The organism is Kurthia sibirica, assembly GCF_003143975.1.
In the GTDB taxonomy this organism is placed as follows: domain Bacteria; phylum Bacillota; class Bacilli; order Bacillales_A; family Planococcaceae; genus Kurthia; species Kurthia sibirica.
Window position 1 is genome coordinate 194,428 of sequence record NZ_QFVR01000004.1, and the last position, 21,968, is coordinate 216,395.

Sequence of the window (21,968 nt, forward strand, 5' to 3'; positions counted from 1 at the left end):
TTTGTTTTGTCCAACCCAAAGGGGCCAGTCCCAACATATGTGATCTTCCTTTAATTTTTGCTAAGGTTTGACTCCATCCTCTTATCACCTATGCTCTTATTGGATGGATTCTTTACTTGGGCGAGTAGCATTGATTTCTTCAATGACTTCCTTGCCTGTCGCATCCCATTTAATAAGACGTTTTAGTGCATCGTGATAAAAGCTCACATAATGACCTTGGCTTAAAATCTCGTTTACGAGCTTTTCCTTCGCGAAGACAGATGTCATTGGGTAGTCATCATACGCTAATACCCATAATGGGTTTTGATGTGCATGCGTTGGCATAATATCGCCCATATGGATGATTGTTTCACCATTTTGTTCAAGACGAATAATAGCATGCCCTTCGCTATGACCTCCCGTATGAATCATGTGAATACCTGGTACAACCTCTAATGAATCAACATATGTCGTTACCTGATCGACGATTGGCTCCCAATTGTCCTTCCAATATGTATTGGCTGAACGAATATTAGGGTTTTTCATCTCATGCCATTCTACTTCCGTCACAATAATTTGGGCATTTTTAAAAACAGGCACAAACTGGTCACCCTGTGCCTTCGTCAAACCACAGGCATGATCAAAATGAAGATGCGTCATTAAGACGACATCGATATCATCGGCTGTTAGCCCCATTTGCGCAAGGTCTTCATCCAAATGTGATTGATCAACTACACCATAATTCCTTAATTGTTTATCGGTGAACTTTCCATTGCCAACACCAGTATCAATCAAATAATTTTTTCCATCATATTGAATTAAAATTGGGTGGGTTGCCAGTTCAATTTGATTCTTGTCATTAACCGGATATTTCCTAGACCACAACGGTTTTGGTACGACACCAAACATTGCCCCCCCATCTAAAAAAGTTACGCCACCATTCAACCATGTTAATGTCATATCATGAAATGTAAACGAATCCATTTATAGTCCCCCTTTGTCTATTAATACGACACTAGTTTACCATAATTTGGCTCGTATTGATCGTCATATACTTCTTCAGTAACCGAATTACTCATTTTTCTACAATAACGTAAATACGCTTGTGTATCGAAAATTGCTTGTTCTAAACATTTATTAAACGAATTGTTTTGACGAACTTCTTTCATCAATACCTTCACTAACTTCGCCTGTTCTTCTGCTAATTTGCCATCTACAATCACTTCATCATCGCTTAAACGAAAATAATTCGTCGTATGTAAATGCCGATTTAACAAATCTTCTAAGCCATTTTCCTCCATTAAATCACGCTTCCAATTATGCATATAATTCGTTATATAACATGCTGCTATAAAGAATTCTTTACGACTAAAGCGATTTAGTAATTTATAATATTCTTCACTTTTTTCAATTTCATCTAAACACACAATATTGAATGAATGTGTAAATGTCTTTGAAAAATCGATGATTAGCTGTTCTTCATGGCTGATCAATAAAAGCCAATTATTGAAAGTTGCTGCCCATGTATCAATCTTAGTATGCGTAATATTATACTGTGGTTTAACCTGCGTATAAAAAATTCTAAAATAGTTAAACTCTTTTAACAATTGTTCATCAATCATATACAGACTATGGTCTATCGAAAGCTTTGTATCCATGTATAGACCTCCTCTATAACCATTATAATGCTACGGCAATAGTGGAGACTTATCTACTTTATGCATGATTTTTAATATAAATGACATTAATATTAAGAAATTGAAGTCTTTTTGTCATATTGTCATAAAAACAACACTTCCTCGATAATGAAGGAAGTGTTGTCTGATTAACTTATTTTTTTGCGATAAATTGTGCTTCAACACGATAAATCGGTTGGCCTTTGGCAGAGAATTTTTCTTCGTATTCGGTCATAATATTGCCTTCTGGCTCATCTGCATGTAAATCCAATGATAAGAAGTTCAATTTCATCCCATAATCCGTCATACTAATCAGCGAGTATTCAAATAAACCACGGTTATCTGTTTTAAAGTGAATTTCTCCATTATCAATTAGTACCGCTTCATATAATTTCAAGAAGCCTTCATGTGTTAAACGACGTTTTGCATGACGTGATTTTGGCCATGGATCTGAAAAATTCAAATACAGACGATCTACATCATTTTTAGAAAAATATTTTTCTAAATCTGCTCCATCCACTTTTAATAGACGTAAATTGGCAGGTTTTCCTGCTTCGATTACTTTTTCACATGCTTTAAACAACACGCTATCAAAAAGTTCGATTCCAATATAATTAATCTCTGGATTAGCTAATGCCATTCCTGTAACAAATTGACCTTTACCCGTACCTACTTCAATATGCAGGGGATGATCATTATTAAATAGTTCCTGCCATTTACCGCGGTAGTTTTCTGGATTTTGTTCTACTATATCAGGATGCGATGCTAAAAATTCAGGTGCATCTGGATTGTGTCGAAGTCTCAAAAGAATTTCCTCATTTCATTTCAAATAATATTTATTCATCAATGTTCAATTTTAAAGAAACAATTGATTTAGTCAAGTTAATTTGTTGCGACCTGCCATGCTTCTTTTGATACTTTAAAATAAATCGCGCCATCCACGGGGGCATTTCCTATAAATTCTCCGTCTGCATGACCGATAACCGCCGCATGGACAATTACTTGAAACTGCTCGGCAACATGCTGTTTTACCACTTTAAATTTTGTATGTTTACCGAAAAAAACCGTCCCAAAAACAGCAAGAAGTCGCAACTTAGAAATATTGTGAACAATCGTTAATTCAATCAACCCATCATCCATCAATGATGTAGGTGAAATTTTCATACCGCCACCAAAATAAGGCTGATTACTCGCTACAACTAAATAACTATTGCGATATGTATACTTCTGGCCATTGGAAATAACCGTCACATCAAAGGGCTTAAACTTCTTTAGCTCCTTCAGTAAAATAAATGCATAGGCCAATTTACCAAGTCCTAACCGGTTGAGTTGCGCTTTAACAGTTGATTGATTAACGCTATGCGTAACAGCAGCATCAATACCGAAACCAGAGTTATTCATAAACCATTCAGCGCCATTGGTAGATTGCACGATTCCGATATCTTGCTTCCTCGAAAATGGTTTATTCTTTAAAACATAACGCTCGATTTCCTGCGCATTTTTAAAAATCGGAAAAGCTCGTCCAAAATCATTGCCAGAACCACCATTAATGACACCTACAATCATCTTTTCTGAGCCAATAACCCCTTTGATTACCTCGTGAATTGTACCATCTCCACCGACAACAATGATCAATGTTGCGCTATTTTTACTTGAATACGATTGCGCTATAGCCGTTGCATGTCCAATATGCGTCGTAAACTCTGCTTTAAATGGTACTGTCAGCTCTGATATGAGACGATTTCCTCGCTTTTTTGCTAGGCCATGACCGGCCATTTCATTTATGATAATTACGAGCTCCATAATTTACTTTTCCCCTTCACTCCCATACCACTCAGCACGCATGAACGACGTTGTTTGACCGTGAACTAATAATGTTTCTGCTGCTTTAAACTGCATATGTTTCATAGGAGAATGATGTTTTTTTAATTGTTCTAGCCATTGTAAGTAAGTTCTTCGATCGATAAACTCAACGCCAAATGACGAACCTGGATAATCAATATAGCCATTGCGACATAACACAATTTTTTTGCTATTCATATCAACACCCTTTTGTTGAAATAATTGCTTCACTACAAGGTCCATACGATTAAGCGCAATCATTGGATTCAAAACATTTTTTTGTCGTTCTCCAACTCGTTTTTCCCAAAAACGCTCGGTACTTCCGCCAGTAAAAGTTGCACGTTCTTCTGCCTCAATTACTTGAATACAATAACAATCCGTGGGTGAAATAATAATAATTCCTAATTCCACGGGTGCTTTTTTCAATAAAATAATTGGTTCGTACATAACTAAAAATGTGTCGGGTAAATTTTGCAACAACTGTTTTAATAGCTCATCTCTTTGATAGCGCGGTTCAATATTCGATTTTTCCCGAATTGTTGAACTTGCCCATTTCAATTGGAAATTAAATAGTTGGTCCATATACATACGACGTAAATCTTCAATATTTTGTGGGTTATATAACATATTCGCCTCAAATAATAAGCCGCCTTCTTCTGGTTGCTCTTCTTGCTGCGTTTTTTTGACCGGCTCTTCCCCTTGTAAATGCTGCGCTGTTTCTTCAAATAGCTCATCTAAACCATCGTTTTTTTCTTTTCTTTTAAAAGGGTTAAAACGCTGTAGCAAGCTTTTATTCGATAAATCTACTAGCGGCTCATCATCTAAATCTCGCTGCCATGTATTTTCAAAAGGTTCTTCTGATTCCCATTCATTTTTCATACGCGTCCATTGCGTTTGCTTTAGGCGAATAAACTGTGTTGGATATCGTTTTAGATCCATTTCATATCTCGAAATATAATCCTGTAGCTTTATGAGTTGTGCCATCTAAAATCTCTCCCTTATTTCTCGTGCAATGTAACTACTATTTTACCATTAATTTAAAAAAATAGAGAAGAACAATGTCTTCTCTACTTCATCATTATTATACGGAAATAGTGGCAGTTATTTTCTGTTCAAATGCTTGTTGTAATTTCCTCGTCCAAGCACCTGGTGTACCTTCAGCGATCAATTGTTCATCTACTTGAATAATTGGTGTTACCTCTGATGTTGTAGACGTTAAAAATAACTCGTCCATTGCTAAGGCTTGCTCTTTTGTCATCGGCACTTCAACTACAGGTATACCCATTTCTTCGCAACATGCCATTAAAACAATGCGTGTAATCCCGTTCAAAATAAGATTATTGACAGGGTGTGTATACAATACACCATCTTTAATGCCAAAAACATTGGAAGACGCACCTTCAGTAATCGTCTCACCACGATGAAGGATTGCTTCATAACAACCTAACTCATGGGCATCTTGCTTCGCTAAAACGGCTCCTAACAAGTTTAATGATTTAATATCGCAACGTAACCAACGAATATCCTCTCGGAAAATTGTTTTAACACCCTCTTGTAAATTGACTAGTGGACGGCCTGCTGTTTGTGTGTAAGCCACAAACGTAGCTTCCGTTCCCTCATTTGGAAAGAAGTGCGTGCGGGGTGCCACGCCTCGTGTAATTTGCATATAGATATGGCCCGTATCGATTAAATTCTCCTCGACTAGTTCATACAACATTTTATGCATTACATCTTTTGTATACGGAATGACGATGCGTAAATCATCTGCACAGCGATAAAAACGATCGATATGTTCTTTGGCAGTAAAAAGTACACCTTCATATACTTTAATTACTTCATAAATACCGTCCCCAAATTGAAAACCACGATCCTCGATTGAAATTGTCGCCTGTTGTTGATCCAGCAATTGATTGTTCAGCCATAATTTTGTCAAAGCTCCAGCACTTCCTCTTCTATGTTAGTTTGTATATGTATACCCATTTTTCGCAAATGTATATGTGCTTACTGATAATTCACATTATTAATACCATATAGCTCATTATAGTGGATAATTAGCTCTTTGCATTAAAAAACAACGAAAAAACTCGGAAATCCATGAGATTTCCGAGTTTTTAAGTAAAATTGCTTACCAATATTGTTTGAACTGGACCTTCTTAGGGTTCGTATATACTTTATATTTAGCTGAAATTCGTATGAAATACTCATCCAAATCTTTGCCTTTATTCGTTTCTAAAGCCCGCAAGCTAGCCGCAGGTAACTTATCATAAATAATAGCGTATTCTACAGCGTTGACACTATTTTTCCATGGAAAGAACTGCATTGCTCGACCAACATGCGAAAAATCATTATTTTGAAATAACGGTGAATAGGAACCAGATGACAAAATAGCACGTTTTCCTTTATCTTGCCCACCAATATGTTTAAATGTATTTCCTTCAATAATTGGATGATCCCAATTCATTGCACGAATCGCATCATTACGAATATCCTCAAAAATATTATTTCTTATCGTCACACGTGTATGAGGCATTGATTTATAAGCCACCCCTTGAATCACGCCATCTCCAGAATATTTATGCGTACCAATCGCTCGATCTAATGTGATAAATTGACTATTTTGAATGACGATATCCTCTGTAGCTGTACGATCAAAATTACTCCAAGATGAACTAAAACCTTTCGTGGCTAAATCTGGTGTATCGAGATTGATTGCTTCCTTTGTCATATTATCGACTGACACTGAACCGATAAATCGACAATGATCGATCAGCACATCTTTAGAGGCATCCAATTCGATAAAATGACCTGAATTCATATTTTTAAAATCAATATTTTCAAAAGAAATATTTTTCGTATGTGCCATTATCACAGCAAAACTAAAGAATTTTTCTTGCAAATCAATCGTTGCGCGCCCCTCTGAATAGAGTTTAATATTTTGCGAGCCATTAAAACCACCAACGGAACCTTTCACAGAACCTTTTGAAGGTGCTACAAACTGAAAAATAGAGTTGGATGCAGGCATCGTTACTGCACCCGAATCAATTCCTTTATAAAGCGTGACACCATCTTGTAATTCAATCGTGACATTCGAAGGAACGAATAAGGAATTCGTTATGGTATAATCACCTTTTTCTATGACGATTTTACCGCCACCTTGCTCCTCTAATTGTTCCATAATAGAGCGTAATACATAATAGGTTCTCGTTTGATTATTATACGATGGTCGATATGGATATGATTTATTGAGCGGTTCCATATCATCATTAAAGTAATACACATCTTTATTTAAATCCGACATATTCGAAAATTCTACTGTATCACCTGTGTTGTTATAATCACCTGCGGGCAGTATAATTTCATAATTTGTTAATCCCTGCCCCATATTTGATGCTAAATCACGTTTATTCGCTAAAGAGAGTACATTTACCAAAGCATCATTCGCATCAGAAAAAGCTTCAAAAGACAGTGGTTTAGCGCTTGAAATAAAGCGGTTTTTCTTAATCGTTGGATTCGTTACGCCAATGGCGATAATCGTAGCCGCACTTTTTTGACCACTCATTTCAAAGTGGTTATTTTCGATTAAGGGCTTGTACCAATTGACCATACGCAGTGCTTCAGTCCAAATATTTGAAAATTTATTTTGTTGAATTATTACAGATTTTTGCAATTTCCCATCCATATAACTCGCTGTTTGAAGCGCTGCGTATTGATTTTTAAATTTATTATTTATTATTTTAATCGTCGTATTCGGTGTATTGTCATATTCATTCCAACTCACCTTATACGTTGTAGCATTGGCTGCCGCTGTCTCTAATAAAATGGCTGGTATCTTCGTTTTACTTGACGCATCTTCAAAGGTATTATCTGTCACAGTAACGTTTTTTGAACCAGCAATTTGGATAAAACTGCCTGTATTGTTATTTTTAAAATGAATGCCTTGAATTTGAACTGAATTAGCATGTGCCATTATAATACCATGTGATTTTGCACTATTATTCAAATCAATTGTTGCTGTTCCACTACCGATGATTTTAACCTTATGTGCACCATCATATTCAGCTGCTGTTCCTTTTTGAAGTGTCGCTGTATAAATATCGATAATTTGGAATATCGTTTTTGATGGGTTGAAGCTAGCATTGCCTGTTGTTGTACCTTTCACAATATTTACGCCTGTGCTCATTTTAAGCGTTGCAGCCGTTGGGACATACAATGTATTGGAAATAGTATATTTACCTTTTTTCAAGACGAGTGTACCGCCACCATCTTCTTCAATTTTCTCTAAATACGAACGCACTAAATAATAATGCTTCGTATCGTTGTTATAGCTCTTATATTTTGTATAAGTTGTATTTGCTGGTTTTGACGTCGTACTAATCGTGTAGGTTTTCGCGTGCGCTTCTAGCGATGGCTGTATCGTCATTGCAGCAATAATCACTAACAAAATAGTTGTTAAAAAGACTACTATATTCGTCCTCATCTTTACACTCCTCAAATCATTCACAGTAATGGACTACTGAAAACGATATTTTTCATCAATATAGATTTTCTCTGGATTACCGTAATCTTCATACCCTTTATCATTGATTCGAATAAATAGTTCTTCTGTATAATTAAATTCATTTTGTTTTAATGCTTGCTTATTTTTTGTAGACAAACTATTTCGAACTAATGGAAAGCTTTGACCATACCCTTGGTTTTTCCATACAATGAATTGCACACCGCGTGCTACTGTAGAAAATTTATTGTGTGTAATCGTCGGATATTTTGCACCGCTCACTAAAATACCTCGTAAACTTTTAAAATTGTCTTCATCACCGACTGTATCAATTTGATTGCCCGTTATAACCGGTCGATCCCAATTGATCACTCGAATTGCTTCAGAACGGACATTTTTAATCTCATTATTTAATAGATGAATATTTTTATGATATTTACCCATCGAATATTTTCGCGTACCTACTGCACGATCTACTGCTACAAAAATATTATTTTTAATGGTCACATTAGCATTGGGTGTATTATCAAACTTACTCCAGTCATACGTCCAATCCTTTGTTTTTGCATCCGGCGTATCGATGTGAATGGCATTTTTCTCTTCCTGTGCCTCAATCGTTTGGTGACTATTGGCAAATTCCGAATTTTTGATAATAACATTTTTTGATGCTACCATATGTACAAAACTTGCTCCATACGCATTAATAAAATCTAAATTATCAATGGTAATATTTGCATTATGGCCCATAACAATCGCCTTAACATATTTTTTGTACTTCAAATCAACTGTGACATTACCTTTGCCGACTAATTTAATATTTTTTTGACCATTATATTGGCTGTATAAAGCTTTTTTATTTGCTTTAGATGGGGCTAAAAACATGAATAACTCATTTGTCGGTTTTACATATTTTGTATCTGTTGATTTCAGTTTTTCAAGATGTACACCATCTTGAAATTCGATTGTTGTATTTGATGGAATATACAAGGTACGCGCAATTTTATATGTACCCTTCTTTACAATCAGTTTACCCCCTTTATTTTTCTCTATTTTTCTCAAATATCCATCTAATAAATAAAAATGTTTTGTTTTATTAGTGTACTTCTTACTTTTTATTATACCTTTTTGCAGTGGCTTAGATTTTGTTGATATTGTGTAGGTTTTCTGTTTTGACGCAGCCGAACTATCCATTGATAAACCAAACCATATCGGGCATATAAGCACATATAAAACTAGTAGTTTTTTCATAGAATCCTCCCCTAAAAAAAGCTTCTCCAATGAAATTGGAGAAGCTTTTTTTATTCATTCGTAACTTCTCTACTACTGAAAAGTTTATAGTATGGGAACATTATAGTCAATTTTACCCTTTTGTAGCAAGTTCTATTATAGCATCTGCATAAATACCTGCTGCTTTTACAAGATTTTCAATCACCACAAACTCATCTGCTTGGTGAGCACAATCTGGTTCGCCTGGGAATAACATACCAAAGGCAACACCTGTTTTCAGTTCACGTGCATAAGTTCCGCCACCAATTGATAGTAATTCCGCTTTTTCACCAGTATTTCTTTCATATACTTTTGACAGCTTTTGAATAAGTTCTTCTTTTTCGTCAACATAATGAGGTGCAGAATTTTCTGGTACAGTTACTGTGAAGCCAAGTGCCGCTACCGTTGCATCTAAAGCAGCCATTTTTTCATCGAATGGATATGTCACGCTATAACGCATGCTTACTTCCACTTTACCGCCAAGCCCCGCCTCAAATGATACAACACCAGCGTTTAATGTCGTTTCACCAGAAACATCATCTTTAAAGTTCAATTCTAATGCATGACCACGTGATTCATTGGCAAAGCTCTTCACAATAAAGTGACAAAATGCCGTTGATTGTGGTGAAGTTAATACCGTATTTAAAAATTGAGCCAATTTAACGGCTGCATTAACACCTGCATTTGGTTCCATCGCATGCGCTGATTTGCCTTTGATTGATAATTTGACGGACTCGCCTTCTTCTATATAACGTCCTACTAACTTACTGCTCGATAGATAGGCATTAAAAATTAATTCCATTGATTCTGGCGCATCTGCAATAATTGCTTCTGCAAAGTCTGGAACCATATTCGTTCTATGACCTGCATTAAATTTACGCAATTGTTCGCCTTCTGCTGATGCTGCTTGTTGATTGAATTCTAGGACAGCAATCCCTTTTTCTGCATTAATAATGGGAAAATCTGCATCTGGAGCAAAGCCTAGTGTTGGCATTTCATCATTTGCGAAATAATGATCTACACAACGGAATCCCGTCTCCTCATCTGTACCAATAATCATACGGACACGACGATCTAATGTCACGCCAGCATCTTTAACCATTTTCATCGCTAACCAAGCAGCCATAGTTGGTCCCTTGTCATCAATTGACCCACGACCAAATAATTTACCATCTTCAATAACTGCACCAAAAGGAGGGTGGATCCAGTCACTGCCTGCTGGCACTACATCAACATGGCATAAAATACCGACCATTTCGTCGCCTTCACCCATCTCAATATAACCCACTTTATTGGCTAGGTTTTTGGTAGCCATACCTTCTTTTTCACCTTGTGCAAGTAACCAATTTAATGCCTCAAGAGGTCCTTTACCAAAAGGTACTTCCTCTGTCATTGTTGCCTCATCTAATACACTATTAATTTGCACTAATTTTTGTAAATCTTGTAAAAGTTCGTCTTCACGTTTTTTTGCTTCTTCAATCCAGTTCATAGTCAACCTCCTTAGTAATATATAATTAGTGTACACCTTTCCATCAATTTATAGAAAGTAAAATTAAAAATGCGAACAATTAATTAATTAAAACAATAATTGTTCGTATTACTATATGAAGCATATGTTAAAATTGTGTTAAATAGACCGTAAGTATGGAAATTTTTAAAGTAATCCGTTATAATTTAGTTGTCAGATAACAGAATCTGACTAAATCCGAAAAAGGAGATGTCGAAGGCAAAATAATAGTAGCCTAACTTATCGCAATTTCTATCGTCCGCTAGTCTTAAGAATAAAAGATGAAGGAGTGGTTCACCAATGAAACCAACAACTGATCGGATGCTTAATCGGATTAAAGACGTGTATAAATATATCCACGAAAATGGAACAGTTACTACACAGGATTTAGTCGATGAATTCGGCATCACTCCTCGCACCATTCAAAGAGATTTGAATGTGTTAGCCTTTAATGACTTAGTTGAAAGTCCAACTAGAGGTCAATGGACAACGACGCGTAAAAAAGTGAAGATGACATCTTAGAAAGGTCTAGCGAGTAGCATCTCACCGCCACTCGCTAGATGAGAAGCCAACTAGCCCTAAGAATAACATGCTGAGGCCAACTTCTCACTAATTAACAAAAACCTAATGAACTACGTAAAAAAAGAATGACCGTGCTGCGTCGCATGGTCATTCTTTTTGTATAACCCAAAAAATAACATTTATGTACTCACATTTAGACCAACGAAGGATGATATACCTTCTTATTAATGCCTCGCTTCACTACAATAATTTACATACATCCGTATAATCCCACTCAATTCAAATTTGTTAATCACACACTGCGATTATTACCTCTCTCATAAACAGCAAAAATACACATTCACTACTTCTTCATAACTAGATAGGCAAGAGTCAAATTGAAGGAATCAAAGATACGATCAAAGTTTTGCAAACTGTGCTGAGCGTATTTTTATTCATTTACATTAAAAAGAGCCTGAGACAAATGTATTTTCAACAGAGAAAATCCCGTATGATTTTTCGAAATCATACGGGATTATTCATTTCAATCCATTTTCGCTTGGAAAAACACTTTCCGCGGACATGTTGTCACTGCGTTCCTGTGGGGTTTTCTGCGCGTTCAATTGATTTGATGATTCGTATTGGAGACATACTATTTTTGTTCTGTACCAAGCGCTCTAGTATTCACTTAAAATCGTCATTGCCATTGTTCTTATTCTGGCTTTAGTAAAGCAAGTTCTGCTGAAGTTAGTTCACGATAATGCCCTAATTCGATTGTTGGATCTAGCTCTAAAGCACCCATTGACAATCGTTTTAAAAACACTACTTTTTTGTCAACCGCTTCGAACATTCGCTTCACCTGATGAAATTTACCTTCAGAAATTTCTAATTCAATTTCTGATTGTTCACCTGATACGAGTATTTTCAACTTACCAGGTTTTGTATGATAGCCATCCTCTAAAGTGACACCTTGTGAAAAGACTGCAATATCCGCCTCTGTTACGACACCCTCAATTTTTGCATAATACACTTTTGGTACATGTTTTTTGGGAGACAGTAGATTATATGTTAATTGACCATCATTCGTAATCAATAAAAAACCCTCTGTGTCCTTATCTAAACGTCCTACTGGGAAAGGCTCAAAATGTGCATGAAACGGGTCCAATAGATCAATAACTGTCTGATCATATTTATCTTCCGTAGCAGAAATAACACCTTGTGGCTTATTCATCATTAAATAAATGAACTCTTGATAATGAACACGTTCGCCATAAACATTAACAACTTGTAGTTCAGGGTCCACATGCTTTGCAACATCGCGAACAACTTCACCATCAACCGTTACCGCCTTACCTTTCAACAATACTTTTACTTCTTTACGTGAGCCAAAGCCCATATTTGATAATAATTTATCTAAACGCATAATTCCTCCTACATACCGAGCTTATTGGCAATTTTAGTCACTCGACTACCGAGTAATTTTTGAGCTAAACCTAAACGAAGTGCTAAATAGCCGTATACAAGAACACCGACAAGCCCACATATTGCGATATAGACAAGTGCAGATCCACGACCTTCAACAGCGGGTAAAATCAACTCTAAACCTTTGTGCGTTAAGAGTACAACAACAGCCATCACCGCCGTTAAAATAGCAATAAGAATGGTGCGACGGACTAACATTTTAGATTTGTATTGCAAAGCATTTTTCAGCACCAGCATATTGATTGCTATAGATACAATATAACCGAGTGCTGTTGCTAAAATGGCTCCATTCACACCAAATTGCATAACAAGCGGAATATTAATCGATAGTTTTACGAGAATCCCCGTCAATAAACTGAAGATAATCCATTTTTGATAATCGATTCCTTGCAGTAGAGCAGCCGTTACTTGGAAAAAAGCAAAGAGAATGGCAACCGGAGCATAATAAGCTAACACGCTTGCTCCCGCCTTATCTGGCTCATACAACATCGTATACAAATCATACGATAAAATTGAAATACCAATGACTGCAGGCATCGTCACAAATAATAGAATTTGATATGTTTTATCCATTGCATTGATCAACTCTGTACGTTGATTTTTCGTATAAAAACGCGTAATAGCTGGTACAAGTGCCATTGAGAAGCCCGTCGCAAGCATGACAGGAATAATGACAATTTTATGCGTAGTGAAATTCAACATACCTAGTAATGTATCTGAAATTTTTGATAACCCAACATTCGCCATCGCCTGATTAAACGTCAGCATGTCGACAAGTTGGAACAGCGGGTTTGCCACACCAACAAAAACATAGGGAATTGAATACGTAATAACTTCCTTATAAATTTTTGTATAGCTGACCTTACCCGAAGAAACACTCGATTCAAGCTTGAGATCAAACTCTGGCTGCAGTTTCTTCCAATAATAATAGAGGCAGAGCAATCCGCCTAGTGCACCGATAAATGCTGAGAATACAGCAAATGATACTGCTGTTTCTGCTGTACCTGAGAACACATTCATAACTAAGTATGACCCAGCAATCAATACAACTACTCGCACAATTTGCTCAACGAGTTGAGATACTGCAGTTGGTGTCATATGATCGTAACCTTGGAAAAAACCGCGCAGTAAACTCATGAACGGCACCGCAATTAATGCGAAGCTGACCCAACGAATTACACCGGCTATTTGTGCTACAGTGAAAATCTGATCATCATCTTTAATCACTAAATGCGCAATTGGTGTCGCAAGGAAGTACAGTACTAAAAATGACAAAAAACCTGTCGTTAACATAATAAGCAAGCCTGATTTAACCAGCTTACGTCCCGACTCATAATCGCCCATGCTATTGTATTTTGAAACGAATTTAGATACGGCTACTGGCGCACCTGAAATCGCTATTGATAGCATAATTGAATATGGGATATACGCGTATGAATACAACGTAACATTCTCTTGTCCAATAATCGCGTAGAACGGGAATATGTACACAAGGCCTAAAATTTTCGATAAAAACATGCCGATCGTGAGGATGGCAGTGCCCTTCATTAATGATGACATATAATCCTTCCATTCTGTCCAAAACTATAAACTCTAAAGTTTAGTTTACAACTCGTGATACAATTACTCAAATAGTTTCTATGAATCATGTATAATATAATTAAAAAAGAAAGCGAGCTTTGCTACATGTATGATGTAATCGTAATAGGCGGTGGTCCATCTGGACTAATGGCGGCCATCGCAGCTGGGTCAAAAGGTAAGAATGTATTACTAGTAGAAAAAGGGAATAAACTCGGGAAGAAATTGGCCATCTCTGGTGGTGGCCGTTGTAATGTGACAAATCGATTGCCCGTAGAAGAAATTGTTAAACATATTCCAGGAAATGGACGTTTTTTATATAGTCCGTTCACCGTTTTTAATAATGAAGATATTATTGAATTTTTTGAGGGACTTGGCGTGGCTTTAAAAGAAGAAGACCATGGCCGTATGTTCCCTGTTTCCAACCGTGCACAGGATGTTGTAGAAGCTTTGTTAGGCGAATTGGCTCGTCTAAATGTGGAAATCCGCAAGCAGACAGTCGTTGATGATCTCTTGATGGACGATGACAAAATAGTAGGGATTCGTCTACAAAACGGTGAAGAATTACAGGCGAAGGCCGTTGTCGTAGCAGTAGGTGGTAAAGCCGTACCACAAACAGGTTCTACCGGTGATGGCTATCCATGGGCTGAAAAAGCTGGCCATACGGTCACAGAACTCTATCCAACTGAAGTGCCTGTTCTATCAAATGAACCATTTATTCAATCGAAGGAACTGCAAGGTTTTGCATTACGCGATGCAGCAGTATCTGTGTTGAAGAAAAATGGCAAAGTGATTATCACACATCAAATGGATATGCTCTTCACTCACTTTGGGATTAGTGGACCAGCTGTATTGCGCTGCAGCCAATTTGTCGTAAAAGAATTGAAGAAAAATGGTGGCAATCCAGTAACAATACGCATTGCAGCTTTACCTGATGACAATGCTGAATCTACTTTCCAAATGCTTTTCAAAGCAGCGAAGGCTGAGCCTAAAAAAGCTTTAAAAAATGTTTGGAAAGGCATTGTGCCAGAAAGATGGCTCTTATTCCTAATGGCTAAAGCCTCTATAGAAGAAACGTTGACTGGTGCAGACTTACCTGCTGATAAGGCACGCGCGCTCGCATATGACCTTGTATCATTTGAAATGACGGTCTATGGCACACAACCCTTAGATAAAGCTTTTGTAACAGGTGGCGGTGTCTCCACGAAAGAGATCGAACCAAAAACAATGGCGTCTAAAAAGAAAAGTGGTTTATTTTTCTGCGGAGAAATCATTGATATTCATGGCTATACAGGCGGTTACAATATAACATCTGCGCTGGTGACGGGACATATTGCAGGAAGTAATGCTGCAATGCTTTAACTAGTAATGACTGCGCCTGAGACAAACGTATTTTCAACAGAGAAAATCCCGTATGATTTTTCGAAATCATATGGGATTTTTCATTTCAATCAATTCCCGCAGGAGTTGTTTTCTGCGCGTTCAATTGATTTGATGATTCGTATTGGAGACATATTATTTTTGTTCTGTCCCAGGCTCTTTTTTATCCTCTCTGTTATGGACCACTCACAGTGAAATCCCGAACACTAAATAATGCAATAGACCCACCTTTGTAGCCTTATATAATCCATTTAATTCAATTTTATGGTATTATAATTAAACATAAAGGCATATTTGTCTAATCTTACAGAAATAGAGGTGGCACCAATTGCATCACCAAAGTGAGGATCCTGAACTTCCTAGAACAACTACATATGATATTAAAGGTGCAATATTACAATTAAATCTCAATCGATTGCGCTTCGTCTCCACAATGTCCTTACTCATTTTCAGTACCATGTTTGCCGTAAATTTTTACAATCATTTTATTTCACAATCGGATACAACTAATTTCATACTCTATGCCATCCCCTATAGCCTAGCAATCCTCATAAATATGTTAGCTTTTGCTTATACGACTAAACGATTTAATAAGAAATATCCATTCAAAAAAAACGTTGAGACACGAACTTTTTTTCAATATAGCTATTTAATTTTCATGTTACTACTCAGTTCCATTATCTCATTTTTGGATCAAATTTATTTTAATCATATAACGATATTCATTCTCTATCTTGTGCTTTGCTGTTGCGCAATTATCATGCCTATAAAACGCTTTATAGTACCCGTCACGTTATCGTCACTCATTACTATAAGCTCATTAATGATTGATATGAGTCGTTTTTCTTCCACCAAAATGATGATTATATTTATCATTTTTCTTGTCATTATTCTCTTAGTACTTAATCATTTAAATTATAAAATAATTCATAAAACTTTACTACAACAACAATTACTAATGGAAGAAAGACTCCACTCCCAACAACTAACAAAGGAATTACAAACAGCTGCAAACACGGATGAATTGACTAATCTCGCCAATCGTAGAGGTTACTTACATCATATCGCTACCTTTGAAATGAAATTACCTATGCGTATTACGGTATTGATCATTGATATCGATTTTTTCAAGAACTACAATGACTATTATGGTCATGCATATGGCGATATTGTATTAGCAAAAGTTGCCTCGACACTGCATGAAATTAGCAAAGATGATCAGCGTTTTGCAGTACGTTGGGGTGGGGAAGAATTTCTTATTTTACTTGAAGATCATAGCAATGAAGAGATTAAACAATTTTATACTGATTTCATAACGCAGATTGCTCATTTTAATATTGAGCATATGGCATCTGATATTTCTAAAAAATTAACATTTAGTGTTGGCGGTAATTCCATTTATTTAGAAAACCTTGATGAGATAAATGATTGTATTTTACAAGCAGATGATGCTCAATATGTTGTAAAACGCTCTAAAAAGGATGATTTTCTACTGTTGGATGATGGCTTAACCATTTATATTTCTGATGACATTTTAAATCATTGTTAATCGCAACATTTTTCTAGTACAATCGTTAGATAGTATATGAACTAAAGGAGGTCCATGATGCGAAAAACAACTCAGCTCTTACTCGGCGTTTTTATCGCTATCATACTCGTCGTATTTTGTGGCCTACTATTAATCAAGCAATTTATTCCAGATCAAGTGGCTGAAGTGAAAAAACCAGTCGTTTCAGAATATAAATCAACGGAAGATTTCATCAATGAAATTGGTAAAACGGCCGAAAAAGTTGCTTCAAAATATGGTTTATATGCCTCTGTAATGATTGCTCAGGCCACACTAGAAAGTGATTCTGGCAATAGTGAACTTGGCAGTGAGCCTAACTACAACCTATTTGGCATCAAAGGCAAATTTAATGGTCAAAGCGTACTCTACCCTACGCAAGAGGATGATGGCAAAGGCAATATGCGCACGATAAATGCCAATTTCCGACAATATCCTTCCTATGAGGACAGTATGACAGATTATGCCAAACTCCTCGTCAATGGTACTTCGTGGAATAAAACGTATTATAAACAGACATTCAAATCTAATGCTGCCACTTACAAAGAAGCTACAGAAGCACTTACCGGAAGATATGCAACGGACTCCCGCTACGATAAAAAGCTCAATGCGCTCATCAAACAATATCAATTACAACAATACGATCATTAAAAGCCCCGTCACTTATTAGTATGAACTAACCCCCGATTAGAGAACATGCTCATCGGGGGTTTTCAGTTTCCTTCATTTGCTCCATACTTAGTGCCTACCCTACCAATCAGAAAATGGAAAATAGGCATATGTAATGACCATCACACAACACGGTACAAAAAATTCTTGGTAATGGTTTTCATGCATTTAAAAAATATCAATGTCCATTTAGAAATGAATAAGGTACAAGGCATCACTTAAAGTAAAAATAACTTTTTATAGACGCTAGCCCACAATGCCTAATAAAAAAGTCACCCGCTGCAGGAAGCGAGTGACCCATACCTTAATTTATAAAATTTTTACAATAGTTATCGATTTGATGATCAATAATAAATTCTGCCATCGCACGAATTTCATCAATCATTGTTTTATCACTAATTTTTGACTCTTCGAATTCTTCAGCATTTTTCTCCACATGAATCATTCCTTTATATAAGTCCACATGCGCGCATAAATATGTACGATCATCTACTGTTACGACACCTTTTACAAGTTTATTCTCTAAATCAACTATAGGATAATGATACACCACTTTATCTTCAGCGAGATTATCTTTTTTAAAATCAGCCATCGTATCCTCCTATCACTTCAATATGTATGAGTTGTTTATATAGTATAAGATTAATGAAAAAAGTCACAAAAAGCAAATATTAGTCTCTCTATTTACAAAACATAACATACAATAAGCCTAATAATATACCGTAATCTTGCGTTATTTATTTATCAAAACAAAAAGTGATTGACGCTTATAGCGACAATCACCTATTTATTAGCTGAGCATTTTTCTCAAATTGTACACAAAACGCAATAAATTTTGGAATAAGTTAATAAAATCTAAATATAAATTGAGCGCAATCATTGGTACTTCTTCATCCAAAATCGGTTGTTTTGCCACGCGGTTCATATCATACATTGTATAAACGGTGAATAAAATAACGCCTAATCCACTGACAACCACTAATACAAGGGATGAAAAATTCACAAAAATCGCGATGATTGAAAAGACAATCATACCAATTAAGATTATAAATAATATATTGCCCCAGCTACTGAAATCTTTTTTCGAGAAATAACCAATTAATCCAGCGGCTACAAAAATCACTGCTGTTGAACCGAATACTAGTAATACAATTCCACCGCCAAGAGCGCCTAAATAAAAATTAAGTAAACTAAACATCGTAATCCCAGTTAACGTAGCAACAATAATCGAAATCCACTTACTCATTTTTCTCATTGTGCGACTGAACATCATTAACACTAATAATACCAGTGTCACAATACTAATCGGCATAATCAAAGCCGGTGGTAAAAATACACCGATGATTAAACCAATAATCGTAAAGAGCCATAAAATTGTGAAAAAACGTAATACCTTATTAAATTGTCTATTTGCCATGTGCAAAACCCCTATTTTATATGTTAATTAGTGTACGAATTACCGTTATGAAAAGTTTCAAAAAGACCTAAAGTTTTTATATTCTAAACAAACAGTTCATTCAGTGTACAATGAAATCATTAAATGGGAATTGGAGGCGATACAATGACGATCAAAACTGTTTCTCTTATTGGTTTAGGAGCACTTGGCGTATTATATGCGCAGCATCTTCAGGAGCGATTACCTACGGGTAAATTTCATGTAGTAGCTGATACCCAACGTATTAAACGTTATGAAAAAGAAGGCATTTTCTGCAATGGTGAACGCTGTAATTTTACATATGTGGATTCGGCAGATAAATCGATACAAGCTGATCTTATCATCATCGCTACAAAGTTCGACGGTTTACAGGGTGCTATCGAGGCCATTACATCGCAAGTACATGATCAAACAACCATTATTTCATTAATTAATGGCATCATTAGCGAAGATATGATTGAAAAAGCCTTGCCTCAAGCACATGTATTAAACTGCGTGGCTCAAGGAATGGATGCAGGGAAAATAGGAAATAAAATGAACTATGTCAATAAAGGAATTCTCGTGATTGGGGATCGTCAAGCGCACCAAATTAGCCCACAAACCACTCAGCTTGCAGAATTCTTCCACTCGATTGATTTACCCTATGAAATCGAACACAATATGCCCCATAAATTATGGGGGAAATTCATGTTAAATGTAGGTGTCAATCAAACGGTGACAGTAATAGAAGGTCATTTTGCTGATGTTCAAAAAGCAGGCGCTCCACGCAATATGATGATTGCTGCTATGCAAGAAGTTATTTCTATTGCATATGCGGAAGGTATTGAGCTGAGTGATACTGATTTAGTATTTTGGTTAGACGTACTAGCACAACTCAATCCGCAGGGGAAGCCATCCATGGCTCAAGATGCCACAGCACGCCGTATTAGTGAATTACCTCTCTTTGCAGAGACAGTTATTTCGTTTGGCAAGAAGCATACTATCGCGACACCTGTTAACCAACATTTTTTTGATGTGATTTCGGAACGTGAAAAACACTATAGTTAGCACTGCAAACCCCTTACTTTTTCATTCGTAGGGGTTTATTTAGTTGTGTAGGAAACCGTATTTCCACATATGATTCACTTCCTACTATTTTACTATAAAATGTATATAGTTTATTTATATGTCATATTTGGTTATAATTATACATATTTATATTTCAAAAATTCGAATGAAGGAGTTATGTCTATGAATCTTGCAAAAAAAATCCTCACAGCTCTTGCACTCGGCGTAATCGTTGGACTCATTATTAATAATTTCTTCCCCCAATACTTCGAACCACTTGACGGATACTTATTTACTCCGCTTGGTACAATCTTTTTAAATCTTATAAAAATGGTCATTGTTCCTCTCGTCTTCTTTTCAATCGTGAGTGGTGTTGCCAATATAGGTGATCCAAAAAAACTTGGACGCATTGGGGCAAAAACAATGTTGTTTTTCCTTCTTTCAACTGCCATTGCAATCACGATTGGTATCGTATTAGCACTCCTTATTAAACCCGGAATGGTTGGCTCATTTCAAACGGAAAACCTCTCTTATGAAGCAACAGAAGCACCACCCGCTTCTGAAACTTTTTTAGGTATTATTCCGACAAATCCAATAGCAGCAATGGCTTCTGGTGCCATGCTACAAATTATTTTCTTCGCCGTTTTCATCGGATACGCAATTAGCGTACTCGGTAAAAAAGTCGAAACGGTTGCAAAGGTTTTAGAACAAGGAAATCAGATTATGATGTTCTTAGTTAATCTTGTCATGAAATTTGCACCATATGGGACATTTGGTTTAATCGCTTCTGCTATTGGTTCCCTTGGTTGGAATGCTTTAAAAGCCATGTTGCTGTATATGTTGGTCGTTCTTTTAGCATTAGCTATTCACTTTATTTTTGTTTACGGTGGCGCTTTAAAATTTATGGCCAATCGCAATCCCGTAACAGTAATCAAAGCCTTCCTGCCAGCCATGGCTGTATCATTTAGTACTTCAAGTAGTAGCGCAACATTACCTGTCGCAATGGAAATTGCACAAAAGAAATTGCGTGTACCTCGCTCAATTAGTTCCTTTGTCCAGCCATTAGGTGCGACAATTAATATGGATGGTACAGCTATTATGCAAGGTGTTGCAACGATTTTCATCGCGCAAGTATTCGATGTCAATCTATCATTAATTGAACTTGTAACTGTCGTTTTAACCGCAGTTCTTGCAAGTATTGGTACAGCGGCGGTTCCAGGAGCAGGTCTCATCATGCTCGCAATGGTATTAACAGCTGTCGGGCTTCCTGTTGAAGGGATCGCATTAATCATCGGAATCGATAGGCTTCTCGATATGACACGCACAATGGTCAATTCGACTGGTGATTTAACATGTACCTTGTATGTCACAAATAGTGAACAGAAAAAAGGCGAAGTATTTGATGATATTTACGATGATACTTCCGAAAAACCAACTAACTAATACGTAGTTTAAGCATATGCCCCTTATGGGGCATATGCTTTTATAATGGGGCCACAAACTTCAGCTACTATTTCATATAGCTGAAGTTTGACGTTCACTAGAGA

At 36.5% G+C, this 21,968-nt stretch carries 19 protein-coding genes; 6 read left to right on the top strand and 13 right to left on the bottom strand.

The genetic code is table 11. The features are described 5' to 3' along the window. Positions 1-96 precede the first annotated feature (96 nt). The 9 genes from DEX24_RS04820 to pepV all read right to left on the bottom strand — a co-directional run bounded on the left by DEX24_RS04820 (position 97) and on the right by pepV (position 10,747). Positions 97-963, bottom strand: a complete 867-nt coding sequence (locus tag DEX24_RS04820) for a YtnP family quorum-quenching lactonase (RefSeq protein WP_109305274.1) — start codon at positions 961-963, stop codon at positions 97-99. 20 nt (positions 964-983) lie between these two features. Then, positions 984-1,637: a hypothetical protein gene (locus tag DEX24_RS04825; protein ID WP_109305275.1), complete on the bottom strand. Its 654-nt coding sequence runs from the start codon at positions 1,635-1,637 to the stop codon at positions 984-986. Positions 1,638-1,809: 172 nt separating this feature from the next. Further along, on the bottom strand, positions 1,810-2,460 hold the full coding sequence (trmB, locus tag DEX24_RS04830; RefSeq protein ID WP_109305276.1) for a tRNA (guanosine(46)-N7)-methyltransferase TrmB: 651 nt from the start codon (positions 2,458-2,460) through the stop codon (positions 1,810-1,812). A 77-nt stretch (positions 2,461-2,537) separates the two neighbouring features. Beyond that, complete coding sequence (locus DEX24_RS04835; protein ID WP_109305277.1) at positions 2,538-3,458, bottom strand: diacylglycerol/lipid kinase family protein; 921 nt, start codon at positions 3,456-3,458, stop codon at positions 2,538-2,540. 3 nt (positions 3,459-3,461) lie between these two features. Then, positions 3,462-4,481 (bottom strand): NERD domain-containing protein, encoded by a 1,020-nt coding sequence (locus DEX24_RS04840; protein WP_109305278.1) that lies wholly within the window; start codon positions 4,479-4,481, stop codon positions 3,462-3,464. A 97-nt stretch (positions 4,482-4,578) separates the two neighbouring features. Continuing rightward, positions 4,579-5,430: a D-amino-acid transaminase gene (gene dat / locus DEX24_RS04845; RefSeq protein WP_109305279.1), complete on the bottom strand. Its 852-nt coding sequence runs from the start codon at positions 5,428-5,430 to the stop codon at positions 4,579-4,581. Between the two features lie 192 nt (positions 5,431-5,622). Beyond that, positions 5,623-7,974: a glycoside hydrolase family protein gene (locus DEX24_RS04850; protein ID WP_109305280.1), complete on the bottom strand. Its 2,352-nt coding sequence runs from the start codon at positions 7,972-7,974 to the stop codon at positions 5,623-5,625. A 33-nt stretch (positions 7,975-8,007) separates the two neighbouring features. Further along, entirely contained in the window at positions 8,008-9,240 is a 1,233-nt protein-coding gene (locus tag DEX24_RS04855) for a right-handed parallel beta-helix repeat-containing protein (protein ID WP_109305281.1), read from the bottom strand. A gap of 112 nt (positions 9,241-9,352) precedes the next feature. Next, positions 9,353-10,747, bottom strand: a complete 1,395-nt coding sequence (pepV, locus tag DEX24_RS04860; protein WP_109305282.1) for a dipeptidase PepV — start codon at positions 10,745-10,747, stop codon at positions 9,353-9,355. Positions 10,748-11,065: 318 nt separating this feature from the next. On the opposite strand from pepV, the gene DEX24_RS04865 reads away from it, so the two are divergent. Further along, positions 11,066-11,287, top strand: coding sequence for a DeoR family transcriptional regulator (locus DEX24_RS04865; protein ID WP_109305283.1), 222 nt, complete (start codon positions 11,066-11,068; stop codon positions 11,285-11,287). A 691-nt stretch (positions 11,288-11,978) separates the two neighbouring features. On the opposite strand, the gene DEX24_RS04870 is transcribed toward DEX24_RS04865, so the two are convergent. Beyond that, positions 11,979-12,689: a pseudouridine synthase gene (locus tag DEX24_RS04870; RefSeq protein WP_109305284.1), complete on the bottom strand. Its 711-nt coding sequence runs from the start codon at positions 12,687-12,689 to the stop codon at positions 11,979-11,981. 8 nt (positions 12,690-12,697) lie between these two features. Next, the gene (locus tag DEX24_RS04875) at positions 12,698-14,308 is read right to left on the bottom strand and encodes a putative polysaccharide biosynthesis protein (protein ID WP_109305285.1); all 1,611 of its coding nucleotides are present in this window, start codon (positions 14,306-14,308) and stop codon (positions 12,698-12,700) included. Between the two features lie 126 nt (positions 14,309-14,434). Here DEX24_RS04875 and DEX24_RS04880 point away from each other — a divergent pair, with 126 nt between their 5' ends. The 3 genes from DEX24_RS04880 (at position 14,435) to DEX24_RS04890 (ending at position 17,921) form a co-directional block, all read left to right on the top strand. Beyond that, positions 14,435-15,688 carry a BaiN/RdsA family NAD(P)/FAD-dependent oxidoreductase gene (locus DEX24_RS04880; protein ID WP_109305286.1) on the top strand — a complete coding sequence of 418 codons (1,254 nt, stop codon included), beginning with the start codon at positions 14,435-14,437 and terminating at the stop codon, positions 15,686-15,688. Positions 15,689-16,034: 346 nt separating this feature from the next. Next, positions 16,035-17,255, top strand: a complete 1,221-nt coding sequence (locus DEX24_RS04885) for a diguanylate cyclase domain-containing protein (RefSeq protein WP_109305287.1) — start codon at positions 16,035-16,037, stop codon at positions 17,253-17,255. Positions 17,256-17,312: 57 nt separating this feature from the next. Then, the gene (locus tag DEX24_RS04890) at positions 17,313-17,921 is read left to right on the top strand and encodes a glucosaminidase domain-containing protein (protein ID WP_281288180.1); all 609 of its coding nucleotides are present in this window, start codon (positions 17,313-17,315) and stop codon (positions 17,919-17,921) included. 322 nt (positions 17,922-18,243) lie between these two features. Here the strand turns inward: DEX24_RS04890 and DEX24_RS04895 are convergent, their stop codons facing one another. Together DEX24_RS04895 and DEX24_RS04900 are read right to left on the bottom strand one after the other, a co-directional pair. Next, positions 18,244-18,531 carry a hypothetical protein gene (locus DEX24_RS04895; RefSeq protein ID WP_109305289.1) on the bottom strand — a complete coding sequence of 96 codons (288 nt, stop codon included), beginning with the start codon at positions 18,529-18,531 and terminating at the stop codon, positions 18,244-18,246. Between the two features lie 198 nt (positions 18,532-18,729). Next, the gene (locus DEX24_RS04900; RefSeq protein WP_109305290.1) at positions 18,730-19,356 is read right to left on the bottom strand and encodes a Bax inhibitor-1/YccA family protein; all 627 of its coding nucleotides are present in this window, start codon (positions 19,354-19,356) and stop codon (positions 18,730-18,732) included. Between the two features lie 144 nt (positions 19,357-19,500). On the opposite strand from DEX24_RS04900, the gene DEX24_RS04905 reads away from it, so the two are divergent. Next, positions 19,501-20,421 (top strand): ketopantoate reductase family protein, encoded by a 921-nt coding sequence (locus tag DEX24_RS04905; RefSeq protein WP_109305291.1) that lies wholly within the window; start codon positions 19,501-19,503, stop codon positions 20,419-20,421. Between the two features lie 183 nt (positions 20,422-20,604). Beyond that, complete coding sequence (locus tag DEX24_RS04910; RefSeq protein WP_109305292.1) at positions 20,605-21,864, top strand: dicarboxylate/amino acid:cation symporter; 1,260 nt, start codon at positions 20,605-20,607, stop codon at positions 21,862-21,864. The last annotated feature ends 104 nt before the right edge of the window (positions 21,865-21,968 follow it).